The sequence below is a fragment of the Allobosea sp. Leaf344 genome, assembly GCF_001426225.1.
Classification (GTDB): Bacteria; Pseudomonadota; Alphaproteobacteria; order Rhizobiales; family Beijerinckiaceae; genus Allobosea.
On record NZ_LMRT01000014.1, the window covers coordinates 920,077 to 939,851 of the forward strand.

General features: G+C 68.2%; 18 protein-coding genes. 1 reads left to right on the forward strand and 17 read right to left on the reverse strand.

Going from position 1 to position 19,775, the window contains the following annotated elements:
* Positions 1-51: 51 nt before the first annotated feature.
* From surE to ASG72_RS16180, 4 genes are all read right to left on the reverse strand, one after another.
* A complete protein-coding gene (surE, locus tag ASG72_RS16165; protein WP_056714127.1) occupies positions 52-813 on the reverse strand; it encodes a 5'/3'-nucleotidase SurE in 762 nt (253 codons plus the stop codon).
* Positions 814-856: 43 nt separating this feature from the next.
* Positions 857-2,158 (reverse strand): serine--tRNA ligase, encoded by a 1,302-nt coding sequence (gene serS / locus ASG72_RS16170; RefSeq protein WP_056714130.1) that lies wholly within the window; start codon positions 2,156-2,158, stop codon positions 857-859.
* A gap of 92 nt (positions 2,159-2,250) precedes the next feature.
* Positions 2,251-3,750: an exopolyphosphatase gene (gene ppx, locus ASG72_RS16175; RefSeq protein ID WP_082540435.1), complete on the reverse strand. Its 1,500-nt coding sequence runs from the start codon at positions 3,748-3,750 to the stop codon at positions 2,251-2,253.
* Between the two features lie 19 nt (positions 3,751-3,769).
* Complete coding sequence (locus tag ASG72_RS16180) at positions 3,770-6,001, reverse strand: RNA degradosome polyphosphate kinase (RefSeq protein ID WP_244488828.1); 2,232 nt, start codon at positions 5,999-6,001, stop codon at positions 3,770-3,772.
* A 221-nt stretch (positions 6,002-6,222) separates the two neighbouring features.
* Here ASG72_RS16180 and ASG72_RS16185 point away from each other — a divergent pair, with 221 nt between their 5' ends.
* On the forward strand, positions 6,223-7,446 hold the full coding sequence (locus ASG72_RS16185; RefSeq protein ID WP_056714137.1) for an acyl-CoA desaturase: 1,224 nt from the start codon (positions 6,223-6,225) through the stop codon (positions 7,444-7,446).
* Positions 7,447-7,527: 81 nt separating this feature from the next.
* Here ASG72_RS16185 and der read toward each other — a convergent pair whose 3' ends face one another.
* From der to ASG72_RS21180, 13 genes are all read right to left on the reverse strand, one after another.
* Positions 7,528-8,940 (reverse strand): ribosome biogenesis GTPase Der, encoded by a 1,413-nt coding sequence (der, locus tag ASG72_RS16190; protein WP_056714139.1) that lies wholly within the window; start codon positions 8,938-8,940, stop codon positions 7,528-7,530.
* A gap of 157 nt (positions 8,941-9,097) precedes the next feature.
* Positions 9,098-9,760, reverse strand: coding sequence for a tetratricopeptide repeat protein (locus tag ASG72_RS16195; protein ID WP_056714142.1), 663 nt, complete (start codon positions 9,758-9,760; stop codon positions 9,098-9,100).
* Positions 9,761-9,841: 81 nt separating this feature from the next.
* A complete protein-coding gene (queA, locus tag ASG72_RS16200; protein ID WP_056714145.1) occupies positions 9,842-10,939 on the reverse strand; it encodes a tRNA preQ1(34) S-adenosylmethionine ribosyltransferase-isomerase QueA in 1,098 nt (365 codons plus the stop codon).
* A gap of 5 nt (positions 10,940-10,944) precedes the next feature.
* On the reverse strand, positions 10,945-11,415 hold the full coding sequence (locus ASG72_RS16205) for a peptidylprolyl isomerase (RefSeq protein WP_056714148.1): 471 nt from the start codon (positions 11,413-11,415) through the stop codon (positions 10,945-10,947).
* Positions 11,415-12,059: a hypothetical protein gene (locus ASG72_RS16210; RefSeq protein WP_056714149.1), complete on the reverse strand. Its 645-nt coding sequence runs from the start codon at positions 12,057-12,059 to the stop codon at positions 11,415-11,417. The genes ASG72_RS16205 and ASG72_RS16210 overlap by 1 nt, the downstream gene beginning before the upstream one ends.
* A gap of 8 nt (positions 12,060-12,067) precedes the next feature.
* Positions 12,068-12,613, reverse strand: a complete 546-nt coding sequence (locus tag ASG72_RS16215; protein WP_056714152.1) for a peptidylprolyl isomerase — start codon at positions 12,611-12,613, stop codon at positions 12,068-12,070.
* A 368-nt stretch (positions 12,614-12,981) separates the two neighbouring features.
* Positions 12,982-13,671 carry a GntR family transcriptional regulator gene (locus tag ASG72_RS16220; RefSeq protein ID WP_056714155.1) on the reverse strand — a complete coding sequence of 230 codons (690 nt, stop codon included), beginning with the start codon at positions 13,669-13,671 and terminating at the stop codon, positions 12,982-12,984.
* The gene (gene hpxZ / locus ASG72_RS16225) at positions 13,649-14,029 is read right to left on the reverse strand and encodes an oxalurate catabolism protein HpxZ (protein WP_056714158.1); all 381 of its coding nucleotides are present in this window, start codon (positions 14,027-14,029) and stop codon (positions 13,649-13,651) included. Before hpxZ ends, ASG72_RS16220 begins: the two co-directional genes overlap by 23 nt.
* A gap of 12 nt (positions 14,030-14,041) precedes the next feature.
* Entirely contained in the window at positions 14,042-15,745 is a 1,704-nt protein-coding gene (locus ASG72_RS16230) for an ABC transporter ATP-binding protein (protein WP_056714162.1), read from the reverse strand.
* Between the two features lie 3 nt (positions 15,746-15,748).
* Positions 15,749-16,627, reverse strand: coding sequence for an ABC transporter permease (locus tag ASG72_RS16235; protein WP_056714866.1), 879 nt, complete (start codon positions 16,625-16,627; stop codon positions 15,749-15,751).
* A gap of 27 nt (positions 16,628-16,654) precedes the next feature.
* The gene (locus tag ASG72_RS16240) at positions 16,655-17,668 is read right to left on the reverse strand and encodes an ABC transporter permease (RefSeq protein ID WP_056714166.1); all 1,014 of its coding nucleotides are present in this window, start codon (positions 17,666-17,668) and stop codon (positions 16,655-16,657) included.
* A 52-nt stretch (positions 17,669-17,720) separates the two neighbouring features.
* The gene (locus tag ASG72_RS16245) at positions 17,721-19,310 is read right to left on the reverse strand and encodes an ABC transporter substrate-binding protein (RefSeq protein ID WP_056714169.1); all 1,590 of its coding nucleotides are present in this window, start codon (positions 19,308-19,310) and stop codon (positions 17,721-17,723) included.
* A 208-nt stretch (positions 19,311-19,518) separates the two neighbouring features.
* The coding region (locus ASG72_RS21180) for a hypothetical protein (protein WP_210168559.1) at positions 19,519-19,775 on the reverse strand (257 nt) is incomplete at its 5' end.

A 19,775-nucleotide genomic window follows, 5' to 3' on the forward strand; every position in this document is an offset into this window, starting at 1 on the left:
ATAAGGCTGGGTTGCTTCGCTGCGCTCGCAATGACGGCGTAAACTCGTCGCCTAGGCGAAAATCTGCGCGAAGCGGGTCAGGGTCGGCTCATGCGTCAGGTCGAGCTCGATCGGCGTCACCGATATCTTCTTCTCGGCCAGCGCCCGCAGATCGGTGCCATTGGCCGGCTCGCTCTTGCTGCGCTGGAAGGCGATCCAGAAATAGGGGTTGCCGCGCCCGTCATGCCGCGGCTCCAGCCGCATCAGCTCCTGGTCGCGCCGCCCCTGGGCCGTCACCGCTACGCCCGCGACCTCGGCCGGCGGGACATTGGGGAAGTTGAGGTTGAACAGGATCTCCTTCGGGATGCCCTCCTCCAGCAACCGGCGGATGATGCCGGGCGCATGGTGGCGGGCGCAATCCCATTCGATCCTGTCGCGCCCCTGCGGCCCATAGGCCTGGCTGATCGCGATCGAGGGGATGCCGAGCAGCGTGCCCTCCATGGCGGCGGCGATGGTGCCGGAATAGGTGACGTCCTCGGCGACGTTCTGCCCGCGATTGACGCCCGAGAGCACGAGGTCGGGCCGCGCCTCGACCATGATCGAGCGCGCCGCCATGATCACGCAATCGGTGGGCGTGCCGGCCACGGCGTAGCGCCGCTCGCCGACCTGGCGCAGGCGCAGCGGGTTCGACAGCGACAGCGAATGCGCCACGCCCGATTGGTCGGTCTCGGGCGCGACCACCCAGACCTCGTCCGACAATTGCCGGGCGATATCCTCCAACACCGCCAGCCCCTCGGCATGGATGCCGTCGTCATTGGTCACGAGAATGCGCATGGCTCGGGCTTTCGGCGGTCGGTCGGGGGGAACGGGCGCAGGATCACGCCGCTGCGATGCGGCTGACACCACGCATATAGGGCACCAGCGCCTCGGGCACGGTGATCGAGCCGTCGGGGTTCTGGTAATTCTCCATCACCGCGATCAGCGCGCGGCCCACCGCGGTGCCCGAGCCGTTCAGCGTGTGCAGGAAGAACGGCCCCTTGCCGTCCCTGCTCTTGTAGCGGGCATTCATCCGGCGGGCCTGGAAATCGCCACAGACAGAGCAGGAGGAGATTTCGCGATAGCTCTTCTGCCCCGGCAGCCAGACCTCGATGTCGTAGGTCTTCTGCGAGGCGAAGCCCATATCGCCGGTGCACAAAGTCATCACCCGATAGTGCAGATCGAGCTTCTTCAGCACGGTCTCGGCGCAGGACAGCATGCGCTCATGCTCCTCCAGCGATTTTTCCGGCGTCGTGATCGAGACCAGCTCGACCTTTTCGAACTGGTGCTGGCGCAGCATGCCGCGGGTGTCGCGTCCGGCCGAGCCGGCTTCCGCGCGGAAACAGGGGGTCAGCGCGGTGTAGCGCCGCGGCAGCTCCTCCTCGGAGAGGATGCTGTCGCGCACCAGATTGGTGAGCGGCACCTCCGCGGTGGGGATCAGCCAATGCTCGTCACCCGCCCGGAACTGGTCGTCGCGGAATTTCGGCAGCTGGGCGGTGCCGAACATCGCCTCGTCGCGCACCATCAGCGGCGGCATCACCTCGGTATAGCCATGCTCCTCGGTGTGGACGTCGAGGAAGAACTGCCCGATGGCGCGGCTGAGCCTGGCGATGCCCGCGTTCAGCACCACGAAGCGCGAACCGGACAATCTCGCCGCGACCTCGAAATCCATCTGCCCCAGCGCTTCGCCGAGCTCGTAATGCTCCTTCGGACCGTTCATCCCGAACAGCCGCCCGCCGCTGGCCTCGGGCAGCGCGCCATGGCGGCGATATTCGACATTGCCGTGCTCGTCCGCGCCATCGGGCACATCGGCCAGCGGCAGGTTCGGGATCGCGGCGAGCTCCGTCTCCAGAGCCTCCTTCGCCGCCTTCTCCTGCGCCTCCAGCTGCGGCTGGCCGTCCTTCAGCGCCGCGACTTCGGCCTTCAGCGTCTCGGCCAGCGCGAGGTCTTTCGCGGCCATCGCCCGGCCGATCTCCTTGGAGAGGGCGTTGCGCCGCTCCTGCGCGGCCTGGGCCCCGGAGATCGCCGCGCGCCGCCGGTCATCCTGCTCGAGAAGCCGGGCCGATAGCGGCGCCAGTCCCCGCCTGGTCAGGCCGGCGTCGAAGGCGGCGGCGTTGTCGCGGATCCATTTGATATCGAACATCGGTCTCGGGCCATGGCAGCGGGATGGAGCTCGGCTGATGCTCTAGCCCGTGATCGCGCGCGAGGGAACCGGCAAGCGCGCAACGGCCTGGTCTAGCCGAGCCGGATCTCGTGCTCCCGCCCGAGCAGCTTCGCCAATTGCTTCAGCCGTCCGGAGACGCGGTCGCTCGACAGCGCGTTCAGCTCGCGCGAGAGGGTCAGCACCAGCCTATTGCCGCTGCAGGCCAAGGTGGTGCGCGGCAGGAGGCCCGACATGCCGGCCGAGAGCAGATAGGCGACGCGGAAGGCGCCGGCGAGCAGCTGCACCCGTTCGAGCTGGCGCGGCGTGAGCAGGCGGCGCAGCCCTTCCGCCGTCAGGCTCGGGCTCTTGGCGCCGGCATAGCGGTGGAACACGGTCAGCGCCAAAAAGGCCCGGCCGGGATGGTCGACCCCGCTGAAGGCGGCATGGGCGATGACGTTGAGGCTCTGCTCGCCGCGATAATCGGGATGGGCCCGCCAGCCGATATCGGAGAGGAGGCAGGCCGCATCCTGCATGCGCCTTCTGCCCGGCTCCTCCGGCAGGCCGACGCTCTCGACCAGCCCGTCGACCCAGGCGATGAGGTCCAGCGCATGGCGCGGATCGCGCGCACGCAGCTGGTTGTAGTCATGGGCGCCGCGCAGCAAGGGATCGACCCGGCGCTCGCTCTCGGGAAGCATCTCGTGCAGCAGCCCCTCGCGCACGCCGCTGGCCGATATGACCACGGCCCGCGGACGGCCGCGCTTGATCAGCTGGTCGAGCACGACCGCGCCATAGGCGAGCAGCGGGCGCCGCGCCGAAGACACCGATTCGATGGCGCCGAGCACCGAGGCGTCGGCCCGCTCCACCAGCCGGGCGAAATCCGCCACATCCGGCGCCGGCACGGTGTAGCCATGCATCACGCTGAGCGGATAGCCCGATTGATGCTGGTGCAGCGTCGCCAGGGCGCGCCATGTCCCGCCGACGGCGAAGAAATCCTTGCCGCGCATCGCCGCGATCTGCGGGTGATTGGCCAATTGCTCGCGCACGATCTTCTCGGCGGCGCGCAGCGAGCCTTTCGACCGGTCCATCAGGGCGAGCCCGCCGATCGGCAGGCTGACGCCCTCGCCGACCCGGTCGCCATCGATCGGCACCAGCTCGAGCGAGCCGCCGCCGAGATCGCCGGCCACGCCATGCGGCTCGGCGAAGCCGGAGATCACGCCGAGCCCGGAGAGATAGGCCTCGCGGTCGCCGGAGATCAGCTCGATCGGCTGGCCCATCGCCTGCTGCGCCCGGGCCAGAAATTCCGGCCCATTGGCCGCTTCGCGCGCGGCGGCGGTGGCGATGACGCGCAATGTGCCGACCTGCATCGCCTCGCACAGGATGCGGAACCGCTGCAGCGCCTCCAGCGCGCGGCGCATCGCATCCTCGGAGAGCCGGCCGGTCGTCGCGACATGGCGGCCGAGCCCCGCCATCTCCTTCTCGTTGAAGACCTGGGCCGGGGCGCGGGCCAGCATCTCGTAGACGACGAGGCGGACCGAATTCGACCCGATATCGATGATCGCGATGGTGTCGCCGAGGCTGAGGCGGCCCTGCACGATCACCGAGCCGCCGCGGTCAACCCGGCTTGCCGGAACGCCGCGAGAGACTGCGAGGGCTGGAATTCGAGAGGGATTTGCCACGTCCTGAGAGACTCGGGTTGGTCATGAAATATTTGTGGGCGTTGAACGACTCTTCGCCCGTGGCCGGGACAATGCGTCGCGAGCCGCCATCCGGCAAGATCGTCCAGCTCTGCTCGTTATCCAGGAAATTCGCCAGCATGATCTGCTCGAGCAATTGCTGGTGCACCGTCGGATTGAGGATCGGCGTCAGCGCCTCGACCCGGCGGTCGAGATTGCGGGGCATCAGATCGGCCGAGGAGATGTAGAGCTTGGCCTTGGCCGAAGGCAGCCCGTGCCCGCCGCCGAACGCATAGACCCTGGTATGTTCGAGGAAGCGTCCGACGATCGACTTGACCCGGATGTTCTCCGACAGTCCCGGCACGCCGGGGCGCAGGCAGCAGATGCCGCGGACGATGAAATCGACCTCCACCCCGGCCTGGCTGGCGTCGTAGAGCGCGTCGATGATCACCGGATCGACCAGCGAATTGCACTTGCCCCAGATCGCGCCCTTGCGGCCGGCCTTCACATGGGCGATCTCCTCGGCGATGTCGGAGAGGAGCCGCTGCTTGAGCCCCACCGGCGAGACCGACATCTTCTCGAGCTCGGCCGGCTCGGCATAGCCGGTGATGAAGTTGAAGACCCGCGCGACATCCTGCGACATCACCGGATCGGCGGTGAAGAAGGAGACGTCCGTATAGATCCGCGCCGTGATCGGATGATAATTGCCGGTCGCGATATGGCAGTAGCTGACGAGCTGCCCGGCCTCGCGGCGCACCACCAGCGACAGCTTGGCATGGGTCTTGAGCTCGATGAAGCCGTAGACCACCTGGACGCCGGCCCGCTCGAGATCCTTGGCCCAGCGGATATTCGCCTCCTCGTCGAACCGCGCCTTCAGCTCGACCAGCGCCGTGACGGATTTGCCGGCCTCCGCCGCCTCGGCCAGCGCATGCACGATCGGCGAATTGGCGGAGGTGCGATAGAGCGTCTGCTTGATCGCGACGACATTGGGATCCCGCGCCGCCTGCTGCAGGAACTGCACGACGACGTCGAAGCTCTCATAGGGGTGGTGGACGATCAGGTCCTTCTGCCGGATCGCCGCGAAGCAATCCCCGCCATGCTCGCGGATGCGCTCCGGGAAACGGGCATTGTAGGGCTTGAACTTCAAATCCGGCCGATCCACCCCGACGAGCTGCGACAATTCGTTCAGGCCGATCATGCCGCCGACCTCGACGATCTCGTCGGGATCGACCTTGAGCTCGCGCACGATCAGCCGGCGCAGATGGGCCGGCATCCCGGTCGAGACCTCGAGCCTGATCACGACGCCGCGGCGGCGCTGTTTCAGCATCGTCTCGAAGACGCGCACCAGATCCTCCGCCTCCTCCTCGATGTCGAGATCGGAATCGCGGATCACGCGGAAGGAGCCGGTGCCCTTCACCGCATAGCCCGGGAACAGCTTGCCGATGAACAGCGAGACCGCATCCTCCAGCGTGATGAAGCGGTGCCGCCCCTCCCGCGCCAGATCCGGCAGCTCGATGAAGCGGTCCATCTTGATCGGCACGCGGATCAGCGCGTCGAGCTGGCGCCCGTCCGAGACCCGTTCCAGGGCCAGCGCCAGCGTGAAGCCGAGATTGGGGATGAAGGGGAAGGGATGCGCCGGGTCGATCGCCAGCGGCGTCAGCACCGGGAAGACGTAATGCAGGAAGTAATCCTCCAGCCAGAGCCGGTCCTGCTTGCCGATCGCCTTGGGCTCGATCAGATCGATCCTGTTGTCGTGCAGGTCGCGCTTGAGCTCGACCCAGCGCGCCTGCTGGTCGTCGGTCAGCGCGGAGACCGCTTCGCGCAGCGCCTCCAGCTGTTCCGCCGGGGTCAGCCCGTCCTGGCTGCGCGTGACGACGCCGGCCTTATGCTGCTCGCGTAGCCCCGACACGCGGACCATAAAGAATTCGTCGAGATTGGCGGCGGAGATCGAGAGGAAGCGCAGCTGCTCGAGCAGGGGATGGTTGCGGTTGGAGGCTTCCTCCATCACCCGCCGGTTGAACTGCAGCCAGGAAATCTCGCGGTTGATGAAGCGCCGGGGCGATTCGCGCAGCGGGATCGCGTCCACGGCCGGCGGCGGCGCGATCGTCTCGACCGCAGCGGAATCCGCATCCATGGCTTCTGTCCTCGTCACGTCGGTGGATCCGGCCACGATGGCCTCCCTCGCTTGGCTTGAGCCATCTTAGCGTGACAGTTCGATGACGGACGAGCGCGTTTTTCGCCCGGGCCGGCGCCGGGCAACGCCGGACATGCGACGTGTCGCCACTTGCGCGCCGCATTGGCGACCTGCTTTGTAGCTAGACGCGTGCCCTGCGACTCGACCGCGCTCGACTGCGCGCGCGACCCCCTTCCGCCCGATAAACCGAGGCCTGCTTGACCGACCACGCTCCCGCCCATGACGAAGGCGACATCGTCTATCCCTCCGCCATCCCGTTCGTTCTCGCTCATCTCGCCTGTTTCGGCGTGATCTGGACCGGCGTCACCTGGACCTCGGCCTGGCTCGCCATCGGCCTGTACTGGCTGCGCATGTTCGCGGTGACCGGCGCCTATCACCGCTATTTCTCGCACCGGACCTACAAGACCAGCCGCTTCATGCAGTTCGTGCTGGCGATGCTGGCGCAGTCGACGGCGCAGAAGAGCGTGCTGTGGTGGGCCTCGAAGCACCGTCACCATCACCGCTTCGCCGATACGGAGGAGGATGTGCACTCGCCGGTGCACAGCTCCTTCTTCTACTCGCATATGGGATGGATCTTCGCGCGCCGGCATGACCGGTTCGACGCCAGCACCATCCAGGATCTGACGCGCTTTCCGGAGCTCAGGCTGCTGCACCGCTTCGAGATCGCCCCCGCGATCCTGCTGGCGCTGCTCTGCTTCGCCATCGACGGCTGGGCCGGGCTGGTGGTCGGCTTCTTCTGGTCGACGGTCGCGGTCTACCACGCCACCTTCTGCATCAACTCGCTCGCCCATGTGCATGGCGACAAGCATTACGTGACCGGCGACGAGAGCCGCAACAATTGGTGGCTCGCCATCATCACCATGGGCGAGGGCTGGCACAATAATCACCATGCCTACCAGTACAGCGTGCGCCAGGGCTTCCGCTGGTGGCAATGGGACCCGACCTATTACATCATCCTGGGCCTCTCCAAGATCGGCCTGTTCTGGGATCTGCGGGCTCCGCCCCAGGCGGTGATCGAGCGGTCGCAGGCGCTGCCGCCGCGGGTGATCGAGCGCTCGGCGGAGCGGCTCGCCGCCTCGATCCCGGTCGAGCGCGCGGTCGCCGCCTTCCGCGAGGCCTATGCGGCGACGCCCGCGCTGTCGGAGCTGCATCTGCCGAGCATGACTCTGGCCGATCTGCGCGGCGCCCTCGCCGATCTGCAGCACCGGGCCGGTGGCCGCTTCGCCGAAATGCAGCAGCAGGCGCAGGAGGCCTGGGCCCAGTTCAGCCTGCCGAGCCGCGAGGAATTGCAGGAGCGCGCCGCCGCGATGTTCGTCAAGACGCCGTCGCTCGACGCGATCGCCGCCCGTGCGCATGATCTGCTGATCGAGGCGATGCATGCCAAGCTGGTGACGGCGAGCGCGAGCCCGCGCCAGGGCTGATCGCGCCAGGGCTTATCGCGCCAAGACTGATCGCGCCCGCGCCGACGCTCCCGCTCGCTGCTGGAGCGTCGACCGGGCCGGCTACTTCTTGCCCTTGTCGTAGGGGTTGTCGCCGCCGCGCGTATGCAGGCGGATCGGCGTGCCCGGCAGGTCGAAGGCCTCGCGCAGGTTGTTGACGAGGTAGCGCGTATACGAGACCGGCAGATGGTCGAGCTGGTTGCCGAACAGCGCGAAGGTCGGCGGCCGCGCCTTGGCCTGGGTCATGTAGCGGATCTTGATCCGGCGCCCCGCCACGGCCGGCGGCGGATGCGCCGAGAGCACGCCCTCCAGCCAGCGATTGATCCGCGCGGTGGAGACGCGCCGGTTCCACACCTCGTAGCTCTGGAACACGGCCTGCATCAGCCGGTCGATCCCCTCGCCCGCCAGCCCCGAGAGCGGCACGATCGGCACGCCGCGCACCTGCGCCAGCAGATGATTGGCCTTCTCCTTGAGCTCGGCCAGCAGCCCCGCCTTGTCGGCGACCAGATCCCATTTGTTCAGCCCGATGACGACGGTGCGGCCCTCGCGCTCGGTCAGGTCGACCAGCGTCAGATCCTGCTTCTCGAAGGGGATGGTGGAATCGAGCAGCACCACCACCACCTCCGCAAAGCGAATGGCGCGCAGCGCATCGGCGACCGAGAGCTTCTCGAGCTTCTCCTCGATGCGGGCGCGCTTGCGCATCCCGGCCGTGTCGAAGAGCTTCACCGGCCGCCCGCGCCATTCGTAATCGACCGAGATGGTGTCGCGCGTGATCCCGGCCTCCGGCCCGGTCAGTAGCCGCTCCTCGCCGATCATCCGGTTGACCAGCGTCGACTTGCCGGCATTGGGGCGGCCGATGATGGTGACGCGCAGCGGCTTGTTCGGATCGTTCTCGTAATCCTCCTCCTCTGCGGCCGCGGGCGGAGCGACCCAGCGCTTGTCGCCATAGCTCTCGTCGAAGGCCTCGTCCTCCTCCGGCTCGACATCGACATAGGGCGCCAGCGCTTCCAGCAGGTCGGAGGTGCCCTCGCCATGCTCGGCCGAGAAGGGCACGGGATCGCCGAGGCCGAGCGCGTAGGATTCGAAGATCCCGTCGAGGCCCTTCTTCCCCTCGGCCTTGTTGGCGAGCAGGATCACCGGCTTGCCGGATTTGCGCACCAGCTCGGCGAAGGGCTGGTCCATCGGCGTCAGGCCGAGCCTTGCGTCGATCATGAACAGGATCACGTCGGCCTGCTCGATCGCCGTCTCGGTCTGGGCGCGCATCCGGCCGGCGAGCGAATCCTTGTCCGCCTCCTCCAGACCCGCCGTATCGATCACCTTGAAGCGGAGATGGCCGAGCGCCGCATCGCCTTCGCGACGATCGCGGGTGACGCCGGGCCGGTCGTCGACCAGAGCGAGCTTCTTTCCGACGAGCCGGTTGAAGAGCGTCGACTTGCCGACATTGGGACGGCCGATAATCGCGACGGTTGCGGTCATGGTGGTGTTGCGGTTCCTGTCAGTGCGGCAGCGCGCCGGTCGGGATGCGCCGCAGCGTTGTCGGGCGTCGTGGACGCCGGCTCGCGTCGTCACGACGCGTCAAGGGCGAAGCGGGAGGCTCAGTCCCGGCCGGCGGAGCGGCCGGGGCGCCGGCCGCTCAGTTGCGGGTCTCGACCGGGCCGCCGCGGACCAGAGCGAGATAGAGCTCCGTGCGCTGGCGCAGCACCTGCGGCACCTGCGGATCGGTGACGATCGCGTCGAACCAGCGGCCGGCATCCTCGAAGAGATTGGCCTTCATCGCGGCGATGCCGAGCATCTCGCGGGCGGAATGGCGCCAGACGCCCTGCGGCGTCGCCAGCGGTTCGAGAGTCGTGCGCAGCTCCGGGAAGGGCACGAGATCGACGCGCAGCATGCCGGCGCGCAGCCGGGCGAGATCGCGGTAGAGCGGCTCCAGCCCGGTATCGTTGGCGAGCGCGTCGAAGGCCGCGGCCCCGGCGGCGGCATCGCCCTTGGCCGTCTCGGCCGCGAGGCGGAAGCGCGCGATCTGGCGATAGCCGGCCGGGGCGGTGGCGACCAGTTCCTTGAGGATGGTCTCGGCCTCCGAGGCATTGCCGTCCCGCGACGATTTCAACGCCGCCTCGAGCCGCGCGCCCATGGCCTGCGAGGCCTGGTTCTCGCGATGCAGCCAATATTGCCAGGCGCCCATGCCGGCCACGACCAGCACCGCGAGCCCGATCAGCCAGTTGCCATATCTGTTCCAGAAGGCGGCCGCCTTGTCGCGGCGCACTTCCTCGTCGATTTCGCGGAAAATATCGGCCATGGCCCGTCAATCATCCCTGTGGTGGATGCCGGGTAACATTTCCGGCCGCCAAAGGCGAGCCGGAAGAAGCCCCCTGCCCGCTCAGGATCCGGAGAGCTCGGCCCGCTGCAGCAGGCTGCCATCGCCATAGGAATAGAAGCGGTAGCCGCTGGCGATGGCGTGGGCATAGGCCCGCCGCATCACCTCCAGCCCGCTGAAGGCGGAAACCAGCATGAACAGCGTCGAGCGTGGCAGATGAAAATTGGTCAGCAGCAGATCGACCGCCCTGAACCGGTAGCCCGGGGTGATGAAGATCGCGGTGTCGCCGGAGAAGGGCGCGATCGTGCCGTCCTCGCGCGCCGCGCTCTCCAGCAGCCTCAGCGAGGTCGTGCCGACCGCGATGATGCGACCGCCGCGCGCCCGCACGGCGTTCAGCGCCTCGGCCGTGGCGGCGGAGACATCGCCCCATTCCGCATGCATGCGATGCTCGCGCGTATCCTCCACCTTGACCGGCAGGAAGGTGCCGGCGCCGACGTGCAGCGTGACGAAATGGCGCGAGACGCCCCGCGCCTCCAGCGCCGCCACCAGCTCCGGCGTGAAATGCAGCCCGGCCGTCGGCGCGGCGACGGCCCCGTCGGCCCGGGCGTGCAGGGTCTGGTAATCCACCGCGTCAGCCGCATCGGTGGCGCGCTTGCCGGCGATATAGGGGGGCAGCGGCAATTCGCCGAGCCGCGCGATCGCCTCGTCGAGCAGCGGGCCGGTGAGCGAGAAGGCGAGCTCGACCTCGCCGCCCTCGCCTTTGCCGATCACCTCCGCATCGAGCCGCGCCAGTTCGCAGGCGTTGGAGGCGCCCTCCGCATCGAAGACGATGCGTTCGCCCAGCGCCAGTTTCTTGGCGGGGCGGGCGAAGGCGAGCCAGCGATGCGCGGATTCGCGCTTGTGCAGCATCACCTCGATGCGGGCCGACGTCTCGCCGCGCCAGCGCCGCCCATGCAGACGCGAGGGGATGACGCGGGTGTCGTTCAGCACCAGCGCATCGCCCGGCCGCAGCAGCGCCGCGAGGTCACGCATCACGTGATCCTCGAACGGGCTCGCCGCATCCGGCCGCACGACGAGCAGGCGCGCCGCATCGCGCGGGCTGGCGGGCCTCAGCGCGATGCGGTCTTCGGGCAGGTCGAAATCGAAGATCCCGACATCCACCGCGGTCAGGCCGCGTCGGCCATGACCTTCATCGAGACGATCGAATCGGGATCGCGCACCGGCTCGCCGCGCTTGATGCGGTCGACATTCTCCATGCCTTCGACCACCTCACCCCAGACCGTGTACTGCTTGTCGAGGAAGCGGGCATCGTCGAAGACGATGAAGAACTGGCTGTTGGCCGAGTTCGGGTTCTGCGAGCGGGCCATCGAGCAGATGCCGCGCACATGCGGCTCGGCGTTGAACTCGGCCTTGAGGTCGGGCAGATCGGAGCCGCCGGTGCCGGTGCCGTGCGGGCAGCCGACCTGCGCCATGAAACCGTCGATGACGCGATGGAAGACGATGCCGTCATAGAAGCCCTGGCGCGACAGCGTCTTCAGCCGCTCGACATGGCCGGGGGCGAGGTCGGGGCGCAGCTTGATGACCACGCGGCCCTTGGTGGTCTCCATGACGAGGGTGTTCTCGGGATCGAGCGACATCAGATCTGCCTTTCATTGCCCGGCACGCGGCCGTGGAAGCGGATGGAAAAAGGTCGCCCCGCGATACTCGCTCCGAGACCCGGCGACAACCTCAGAGGTGTGCAGCCCTGCACGGCCTCGATGATCGAGCGCCCGAAGCGCTCGCGCAGCGCCGCGTCGGTGCGCTTGGTGGACCAGCTCAGCCGCGGCTGGCCGAACAGCGAGCCGTCGCGCCTCAGGCTGAAGCGGACGGTCGCCATCACGCCCGTCTCGGACCCGCTCAGCACCGGCGGCGACCAGCAGCGCCGCAATGCGGGGGCGATCTGGTCCAGCCGGTCGATCTCCGGGCCGGCCAGCGGCTGCGTCGCGGGGGAGATCGCTCCGACCACGCCGACCTCGCCCGCGCCCTCGCGGACCCGTGGCGGCGGAGCGCGTCCGGCCCCCTCGCCGAAGGGGCCGCCGACGCCCGGCACATAGCGCTCCCCGCTCTGCGGCGGCAGCACCGGATATTGCGAGCCGGATGGCGGCGGCAGCACCGGGTTCTGCGAGCCCGAGGCCGGCGGCAGGCCGAGCCCGCGCGTCTCCTGCGCCTGCGCCGCGCCCGCGAGCGCCAGCAGCAGGCAGGGCAAGGCAAGCGCGAACCGGCCGCCCGGGGCTGCCGCCATGGCCGGTCCTACCGCGCGTCGGCCAGCAGGCGCATGCGCACGATCTTGTCGGGGTTGCTGACCTGGCCATTGGCCGTGGCCGCACCCTTCTTGATCTTGCGCACGGCGTCCATGCCGGACACGACTTCGCCGAACAGCGTGTACTGGCCGGTCAGCGGCGCGCAGCCCTCGAAGCAGATGAAGAACTGCGAATTCGCCGAATCGGGCGAGGCCGAGCGGGCCATGCCGACGGAGCCGACCTTGTAGGGGGTCTGCGTGAACTCGGCCGGGAGATTGGGCAGGTCCGATTTGCCGGTCCCGGTGCCGGTCGGGTCGCCGGTCTGCGCCATGAAGCCGTCGATCACGCGGTGGAAGACGATGCCGTCATAGAAGCCCTTCTTGGTCAGCGCCTTAATCTGCGCGACATGCTTGGGCGCGAGGTCGGGGCGCAGCCGGATCGTCACCGGGCCGTCCTTTGTCTCCAGGACCAGCGTGTTGTTCGGGTCCGGCGCCTGCGCCTGGGCGAGGCTCGACGAGGCGAGGATGGCGAAGGCGACGAGGGTGCTGCGCAGCATGTTCGATCTCCGTGGCGGCCGGCGGGCCCGGCATCTCAGGCAGATCGCCTAGCGCCATCCTTTGGCCGGAACAAGGCGCAGCCGGGGCCGCGGAGACCGAATGTTGCACTGCACAAGTCTAGGGAAGAATAATTTTGCGGAAATTGCGGGCTTCGCCTGCGCAAACTAGTGACAAGCCCGTAACGATCCGCTAATCAATCGGGCGCTGGGCGCGCTTTGCCAGGTCAATGCGCCGCGGACCAGGTCTCGGGAGGAACAAACGCCCGTTCGGCAGGCGAGTCGCGCACACTACGATGCGTGCCCCTGCTGCGGTAAAAAAAGACTGGCAAAGGCAAGGCATCGGCCTTGCCTTTTTTCTTTTGGACGTCTCATGGGCAGGCCGCCTGCGCATAGCTCCTGAAGGCATCCCTCACCAGGTCGATATGGGCGCGCATCGCCTCGCTCGCCCCCGCCTTGTCGCCGCGCAGGATCGCCTGCACGATCAGATCATGCTCCCGATAGGACAGGCCGAGCCGGCCGCTGGTGCGGAATTGCGCGCGGCGGAACGGCGCCACCCGCGCCCGCGTCATCAGCGTGATCTCGGCGAGATAGCCATTATGCGAGCCGGCATAGATCGCCGCGTGAAAAGCCTCGTTCCGCTCGTGATAGCGCAGCGGATCGCCCTCGCGGATCAAGAGCCTGAGATCCCGGTGCATCGCCTCCAGCCCGCGTCGCTTGGCGAGGCTCATATTGCGCGCCGCGAGCCCGGCGCAGAGCGCCTCGAGCTCCGCCATGGCCTCGAACATGTCGTCGAGTTCCTCCGGCGTCGGCAGCGCCACGATCGCGCCGCGATGCGGGCGGACCCGGACCAGCCCTGACGCCGAGAGCTGCCGGATGGCCTCGCGCACCGGGGTGCGCGACACCCCGAAACGCAGCGCCAGCTCCTGCTCGTCGAGCGGTGTGCCGGGCGCGAGCACTCCCGAGACGATCTCGTCGGAGAGCTGCAGCCGCAGCGCTTCCATGCGCGTCGGCGCCGGCGTCCCGGCGAGGCCGGGCCTATTCGGCAATGGCCGAGACATGCGCGGCGACGACGCGCCAGCCTTCCGGAAACTTCACCCAGGTCTGGCTCTGCCGGCCGATCCTGCCCGGCATGCTCGCGCGCCGATAGAGCGTGTTGGCGGTGGCCAGGCTGTCGCCATAGCTGGTGATCACCGTCCGCTCCAGCGTCCGCGCCAGCCCGACCGGGGAGCGCGCCGAGCGGAAGGCGGCGATCTCGTCATAGCCGTAGAGGTTCTCCGCCACGCCGTAGCGCAGGGTTTCGGGCGCGTTGCGGAACAGCCGGTCGAGCGTCGCCACGTCGTTGCTGCCGAGCGCCGCCTCATACGCGGCGAAGGCGGCCTCGACCTCGGCCAGGACGGCGGGATCGTTGATGATCATGATGCGGGGTCCTCAGGCCGGGGGATGCGGAATCGCGGTCAGCAGCTCCCTGGTATAGGCGGCCTGCGGATCGCCCAACACCGCTTCGGCCGTGCCCTGCTCGACGATGGCGCCGCTGCGCATCACGATCACGCGGTCGCAGAGCAGCCGGACGACGTTGAGATCGTGCGAGACGAAGAGATAGCTCATCCCGAGCCGCTCCTTCAGCTCCTGCAGCAGGTTCAGCACCACCGCCTGGACCGAGACGTCGAGCGCCGCGGTCGGCTCGTCCAGGATCACCAGATCCGGATTCAGGGCGATGGCCCGCGCGATGCCGACCCGCGCCTTCTGCCCGCCGGAGAGCTGGTGCGGAAATCGGTCGAGCAGCTCCACCGGCAGGCCGACCAGCGTGGCCAGCTCCTCGCAGCGGGCGCGCAGCGCGTCACGGCTCGTCGGCGGGTTCATCTGCAGGATCGGGTCGGCGATGGCGCGCTCGGCGGTGAAGCGCGGGTTGAGGCTGTCGGTCGGGTCCTGGAACACCATCTGGATGCGCCGCCGCAAGGGCGAGGCCGCGAAGCGCCGGGCGGGGATCGCGCCGATATCGACCCCGTCGAAGACGATGCTGCCGGCGCTGGGGTCGATCAGGCGGGTGATCATCATCGAGGTCGTGGATTTGCCGCAGCCGGATTCGCCGACCAGCCCGAGCGTCTCGCCCCGCGCGACGCTGAAGCTGATGCCGTCGACCGCCCGGAACGGCGGCTGATCCGCCTCCTGCCGGCCCAGCAGCCGGGCCATGACGGAGCCCGAAGCCGGCCGCGGATACGCCTTCACCAGATCGGTGACCTGCATCAGCGGCGGTTCCTCCGCCGACGCGGGGGCCCGCGGCGCGGCCGCGGCGGAAGCGAGAGGCGCCGGCGCCTCGGGCAGCAGGTCGCGCAGGCGCATGCCGATGCGCGGCGTCGCCTGCATCAGCTTGCGGGTATAGGGATGCTGCGGCGCGCGGAAGATCGCGCCCGCCTCCGCGGTCTCCACCACCCTGCCCTTCTCCATCACCACCACCCGGTCGCAATAGGCCGCGGCCAGGCCGAGATCATGGGTGATCAGGATGGTCGACATGCCGCGCTCGCGCGTCAGCTCCACGATCAGATCCATCACCGCCTTCTGCGTGGTGACGTCGAGCCCCGTCGTCGGCTCGTCGGCGATCAGCAGCTGCGGCTGGCAGGCGAGCGCGAGCGCGATCACCACGCGCTGGCACATGCCGCCGGAGAGCTCGAAGGGATAGGCGTCGTAGCGCTCCTCCGGCCGGGCGATCCTGACCTTGTCCAGCGCCTCGATCGCCTTCTGGCGGGCCGTGGACCGGGTCGCCTGGACATGCTGCAGCAGCACGTCCTCGATCTGCCGCCCGACCTTGCGGATCGGGTTCAGCGCCGCCCGCGGATTCTGGAAGATCATCGAGATCTCGCGGCCGCGAATATCGCGCATCTGCGCCTCGCTGGCGGCGACGAGATCGATGCCCGAGAAGGAGATCGCCCCCTCAGCCACCCGGCCCGCGCGGTCCAGGATGCGCACCACCGCATAGGAGGTGACGGATTTGCCGGAGCCGGATTCGCCGACGATGGCGACGGTCTCGCCCTTGCCGACGCTGATGTCGATCGCCTTCACCGCCTGCACGGCGCCGCGGCGGGTGGCGAATTCGACCGTGAGGTCGCTGATCTCGAGCAGGGCCGGCGCGCTCATCGCTCAGGTCCTCCGCTGCGGGTCGACGAGATCTCGCACGCCGTCGCCGAGCAGGTTGAAGCAGAACACGGCCGTCATCAGCGCCAGCCCCGGAAAGAAGGCGATCCACCATTCGCCCGAGACGATGAAGCTCGCGCCTTCGGCGACCATGATTCCCCATTCCGGCGTCGGCGGGCGCACGCCGAGCCCGATGAAGGACAGGCCCGCCGCGTTCAGGATGGCGTAGCCCATGGTCAGCGACATCTGCACCACCATGATCGGCATGATGTTGGGCACGATCTGGGTCAGCAGCAGGCGCCAGTCGGAATTGCCGGAGAGCCTGGCCGCCCGCACGAAGCCGGCCTCGCGCCGGACATTGGCCTCCGCCCGCGCGACCCGCGCATAGAGCGGGAAATTGATGATCGCCGTGGCGATGACGATGTTGGTGACGCTGTTGCCGAGCGCCGCGACGATCCCCATCGCCAGCACGAACAGCGGGAAGGCCATGATCGTGTCGGCGATGCGCCCCACCACCTTGTCGACCCAGCCGCCGAAGAAACCGGCCGTCACCCCCGCCAGCCCGCCGAGCAGGAAGACCAGCGCCACCGAGGCGACCGCGATGGTGAAATCCAGCCGCGTCGCCACGATGACCCGGCTGAAGATGTCGCGGCCGAGCTGGTCCGTGCCGAACCAATGCGCCCGGCTCGGCCCCTGCAATGCGGCGTTGGTGTCGCTCGCCAGCGGGTCGTAGGGCACGAGCGACGGGCCGAACAGCGCCGCGAACAGGATCAGTCCGAACAGCCCGAAGGCCACGCCCGTCACCGGATTCTCCGAGACGATGTGCCTGGCATGGGCGAACAGGCTGGTCGAGGGCGGCGCGTCGAAGCGCAGGGCCGGCTCCATCTCGACCCGGGTCATGTCGTTCATGCCTCAGCCCTCCAGCCGCACGCGCGGGTCGATCACGCCGTAGAGCAGGTCGATCATCAGGTTCAGCACGACGTAGAGGATCGCCATGGTCAGGACGAAGCCCTGGATCGGCGCGTAATCCGAGGCGATCAGCGCCTCCACCGCATAGGATCCGACGCCGGGCCAGGCGAAGACCTTCTCGACGAGCACATTGGCGCCGAGCAGGAAGGAGAACACCATGCCGAGCGTCGTCACCACCGGCAGCATGGCGTTCCGAAACGCATAGGTCCCGATCACCTTGCCGCCGGAGAGCCCGCTCGCCCGGGCGGTGCGCACGAAATCCGCCCCGAGCACCGCCAGCATCGAGGCGCGCGTCATGCGCGTGATCGGCGCCAGCGAGAAGATCGCCAGCGTCACCGCCGGCAGGATCAGCTGGGCCAGCGCCGCGCGAAAGGTCTCGCCGTCGCGGGCGAGCAGGGAATCGACGAGATAGAGCCCGGTAACCCGCGCCGGTTCCGAGGCGAAGACGTCGAGCCGGCCAAGCGGCGCCGGCGACCAGCCGAGCAGGAAATAGAAGACATAGACCAGCAGCAGCCCGGTAAAGAACACCGGCAGCGACACGCCGGCGGTCGCGACGACCCGGCAGAGATGGTCGATCCACGACCCCTGCTTGACCGCCGCCAGCACCCCGAGCGGCAGCGCCACCGCCATGGCGAGCAGCAGCCCCGCCAGCGTCAGCTCCGCCGAGGCCGGCAGACGCTGGGCGAGATCGGCGGTGACCGGCTGGCCCGTGGTCAGCGACTGGCCGAGATCGCCCTGTACCAGCGCCTTGACATAGGAGACGAACTGCACCGGCAGGGGCAGGTCGAGCCCCAGCTTGCTGCGGATCTGGGCGATCGCCTCGGGCGAGGCGGCGGGCCCGGCGAAATAGGCCGCGGTGTCGCCGGGCAGCACCCGCGTCAGCAGGAAGGTGACGATGATCACGCCGATCACAGACGGGATCGTCGTCATCAGCCTCGCGCCGATCAATCTGAGCATGGCTTGGCCTCCGATGGCGTTGCAGCGCGGGTCCTGCGCCGGGGAGACCGGCTCAAGCCTTGGTCAGATAGCGGAAATCCGGCTCGCGGCAGGGCTGGAACTGGTAGCCGCCGATCGTCTTCTGCAGAGCGACGTCATGGGTCGGCTGCGCGATCGGCACCATCGGCACCTCGCGATCCACCAGCTTCACGAAATCGATGACGCTCTGCTCATAGATCGCCTTGTCCGAGGTGAAGCGGGCCTGGTCGACCAGCTTGTCGAGCTCCGGATTCTGGTAGGCGGCGATGTTGAAGATCGAGTTGTTGCCGTGCATCGTCCAGAACAGGTAGTAGTCGGGATAGTCCAGCCAGCCGGCGAAGCGGTTGATCACCATCGGATTGGTCTTCTTGGCGATCTCGGTGCGGAAATTGGCGCCCGGCACCTTGTTGATCTCGACGGTGATGCCGATCTGGGCCAGCGCCTCCTTCATCAGCACGGCCATCGGCTCGGCGACCGTCGCATTGCCCGCATCGAAATAGAGCGTGGTCGAGAAGCCGCCGCCCGCCGCATCGACCAGCGCCTTCGCCTTGGCGACGTCGGTCCGGTAGGTGAAGGGCTGCGGCCAGGCGACTTTCGGGGTGGCCGGTCCGCCCGACATGTCGACGCCGCGGCCGAAGAGCGAGGCCTGCAGGATCTTCTCATAGGGCATCACGAAGGCGACGGCCTGGCGCAGCCGCACATCCTTGAAGGGGCCGACCTGGGTGTTGAGATAGACGCCCCAGACGCCGTTCGGGATCGGCACGCCCACGACATTGATCTTGCCGCCGTCGAGCAGGTCCTTGAAATCCTTTGGCGGCAGCCCGTAGCTGACATCGGCGTCCCCGCGCTCCATCAGCGCCCTGCGCGTCGAGGGCGAGGCGATGTCGCGGGCGATCACCCGGCGCAGCTGCGGGAGCTTGCCGCAGGCCCAGTCGTCATTGCGGACATAGATCGTCTCGACACCGGGCTTCCAGCTCTCGACCCGGTAGGCGCCGGAGCCGGCGACATTGTTCTTGAGATATTCCTTCGCCCATTCGTCGCCGCCGCTATTCTTGATCGCCAGCTCGGCGTCGAAGACGAAGGGGATGGTGACGGCGAGGTTGGGCAGGGTCAGCTTGTCCTTGCGCAGGAAATCGATGCGGAAGGTCTTGTCGTCGACGGCGACGAACTGCTCCGGCTTCTCCAGCGAGCCGGCCTTCATCTGCGTGGTGGCGAAGCCGCCGATCGAGACGGCGCGATCCAGCGACCATTTCACGTCCCGGGCGGTCACCGGCCGGCCGGAATGGAACTTTGCGTCGCGGAGCTTGAAGGTGGCGCTCATCCCGTCCGAGGCCAGCTGGAAGCTCTCGGCCAGCTCACCCTCGAGCTCGCCCATCGCCACCTGATGGCCGCCGCCGCCGGGGATCGGCACCGGCTTGAAGCGCAGCAGCCTGTCATAGCAGTTCAAGGCGACGCCATTGACCGGTTGCGACGCGCCGATGCCCTGCATGTCCAGGCTGTTGGGCCCGTATTCCTGCACCAGCAGCAGCGTTTCCTTGCGGCTCGGAGCCTGCGCCTGGGCCTTGCCCCGCGCGATGAAGGGTGCGGCGAGGCCTGCGGCCAAAGCGGTACGGCGCGTGATCATCGGGTCTGTCCTTCGATGTGAGAGCTGCGGCGCGCCGCGGCGGCCTTGCGCGCGGCGAAAGAGGTGGCAGGCGGCGGCGAGCGGCGAGCGACCGGGGCGCGGGAGCGCCGGGGCGCCGCGAAGACGGGCAAGCGGGACGAGAGCGGGAGCATCGGCACGGCCTCGGTCGGTGTGACGCATGCAGCCCAGCACAGACCGTGCCAGAAGCTCAGGACACTGATCCCCAAGCGATTTTCCGCCCGAGGCCGATGATCGGCAGCCGGCTTCGCTTGTTCATGCATGCATGAGGCGTCGAATTGCCGTTTTTGCAGGCAATGACGAGGACTGCCTGCCGAACGGTCATCAGTGGCGCGGTCGCATGCTGCGCGTCGCCTTCGCACAGAAGAAGGGACCGGACCGCTTGCGCATTCGCGACCGGCGGTGAAGCTTGTGGGCCAGACCAGGCCAGACACCGGATCCGCCATG

Coding starts and splice junctions, on each gene's coding strand:
- surE (WP_056714127.1), bottom strand. CDS start 813: ATGCGCATTCTCGTGACCAATGACGACGGCATCCATGCCGAGGGGCTG.
- serS (WP_056714130.1), bottom strand. CDS start 2,158: ATGTTCGATATCAAATGGATCCGCGACAACGCCGCCGCCTTCGACGCC.
- der (WP_056714139.1), bottom strand. CDS start 8,940: ATGACCGCAACCGTCGCGATTATCGGCCGTCCCAATGTCGGCAAGTCG.
- ASG72_RS16195 (WP_056714142.1), bottom strand. CDS start 9,760: ATGGCCGATATTTTCCGCGAAATCGACGAGGAAGTGCGCCGCGACAAG.
- ASG72_RS16205 (WP_056714148.1), bottom strand. CDS start 11,415: ATGTCGCTCGATCCCGAGAACACCCTCGTCATGGAGACCACCAAGGGC.
- ASG72_RS16210 (WP_056714149.1), bottom strand. CDS start 12,059: ATGGCGGCAGCCCCGGGCGGCCGGTTCGCGCTTGCCTTGCCCTGCCTG.
- ASG72_RS16215 (WP_056714152.1), bottom strand. CDS start 12,613: ATGCTGCGCAGCACCCTCGTCGCCTTCGCCATCCTCGCCTCGTCGAGC.
- ASG72_RS16220 (WP_056714155.1), bottom strand. CDS start 13,671: ATGTCTCGGCCATTGCCGAATAGGCCCGGCCTCGCCGGGACGCCGGCG.
- hpxZ (WP_056714158.1), bottom strand. CDS start 14,029: ATGATCATCAACGATCCCGCCGTCCTGGCCGAGGTCGAGGCCGCCTTC.
- ASG72_RS16230 (WP_056714162.1), bottom strand. CDS start 15,745: ATGAGCGCGCCGGCCCTGCTCGAGATCAGCGACCTCACGGTCGAATTC.
- ASG72_RS16235 (WP_056714866.1), bottom strand. CDS start 16,627: ATGGAGCCGGCCCTGCGCTTCGACGCGCCGCCCTCGACCAGCCTGTTC.
- ASG72_RS16240 (WP_056714166.1), bottom strand. CDS start 17,668: ATGCTCAGATTGATCGGCGCGAGGCTGATGACGACGATCCCGTCTGTG.
- ASG72_RS16245 (WP_056714169.1), bottom strand. CDS start 19,310: ATGATCACGCGCCGTACCGCTTTGGCCGCAGGCCTCGCCGCACCCTTC.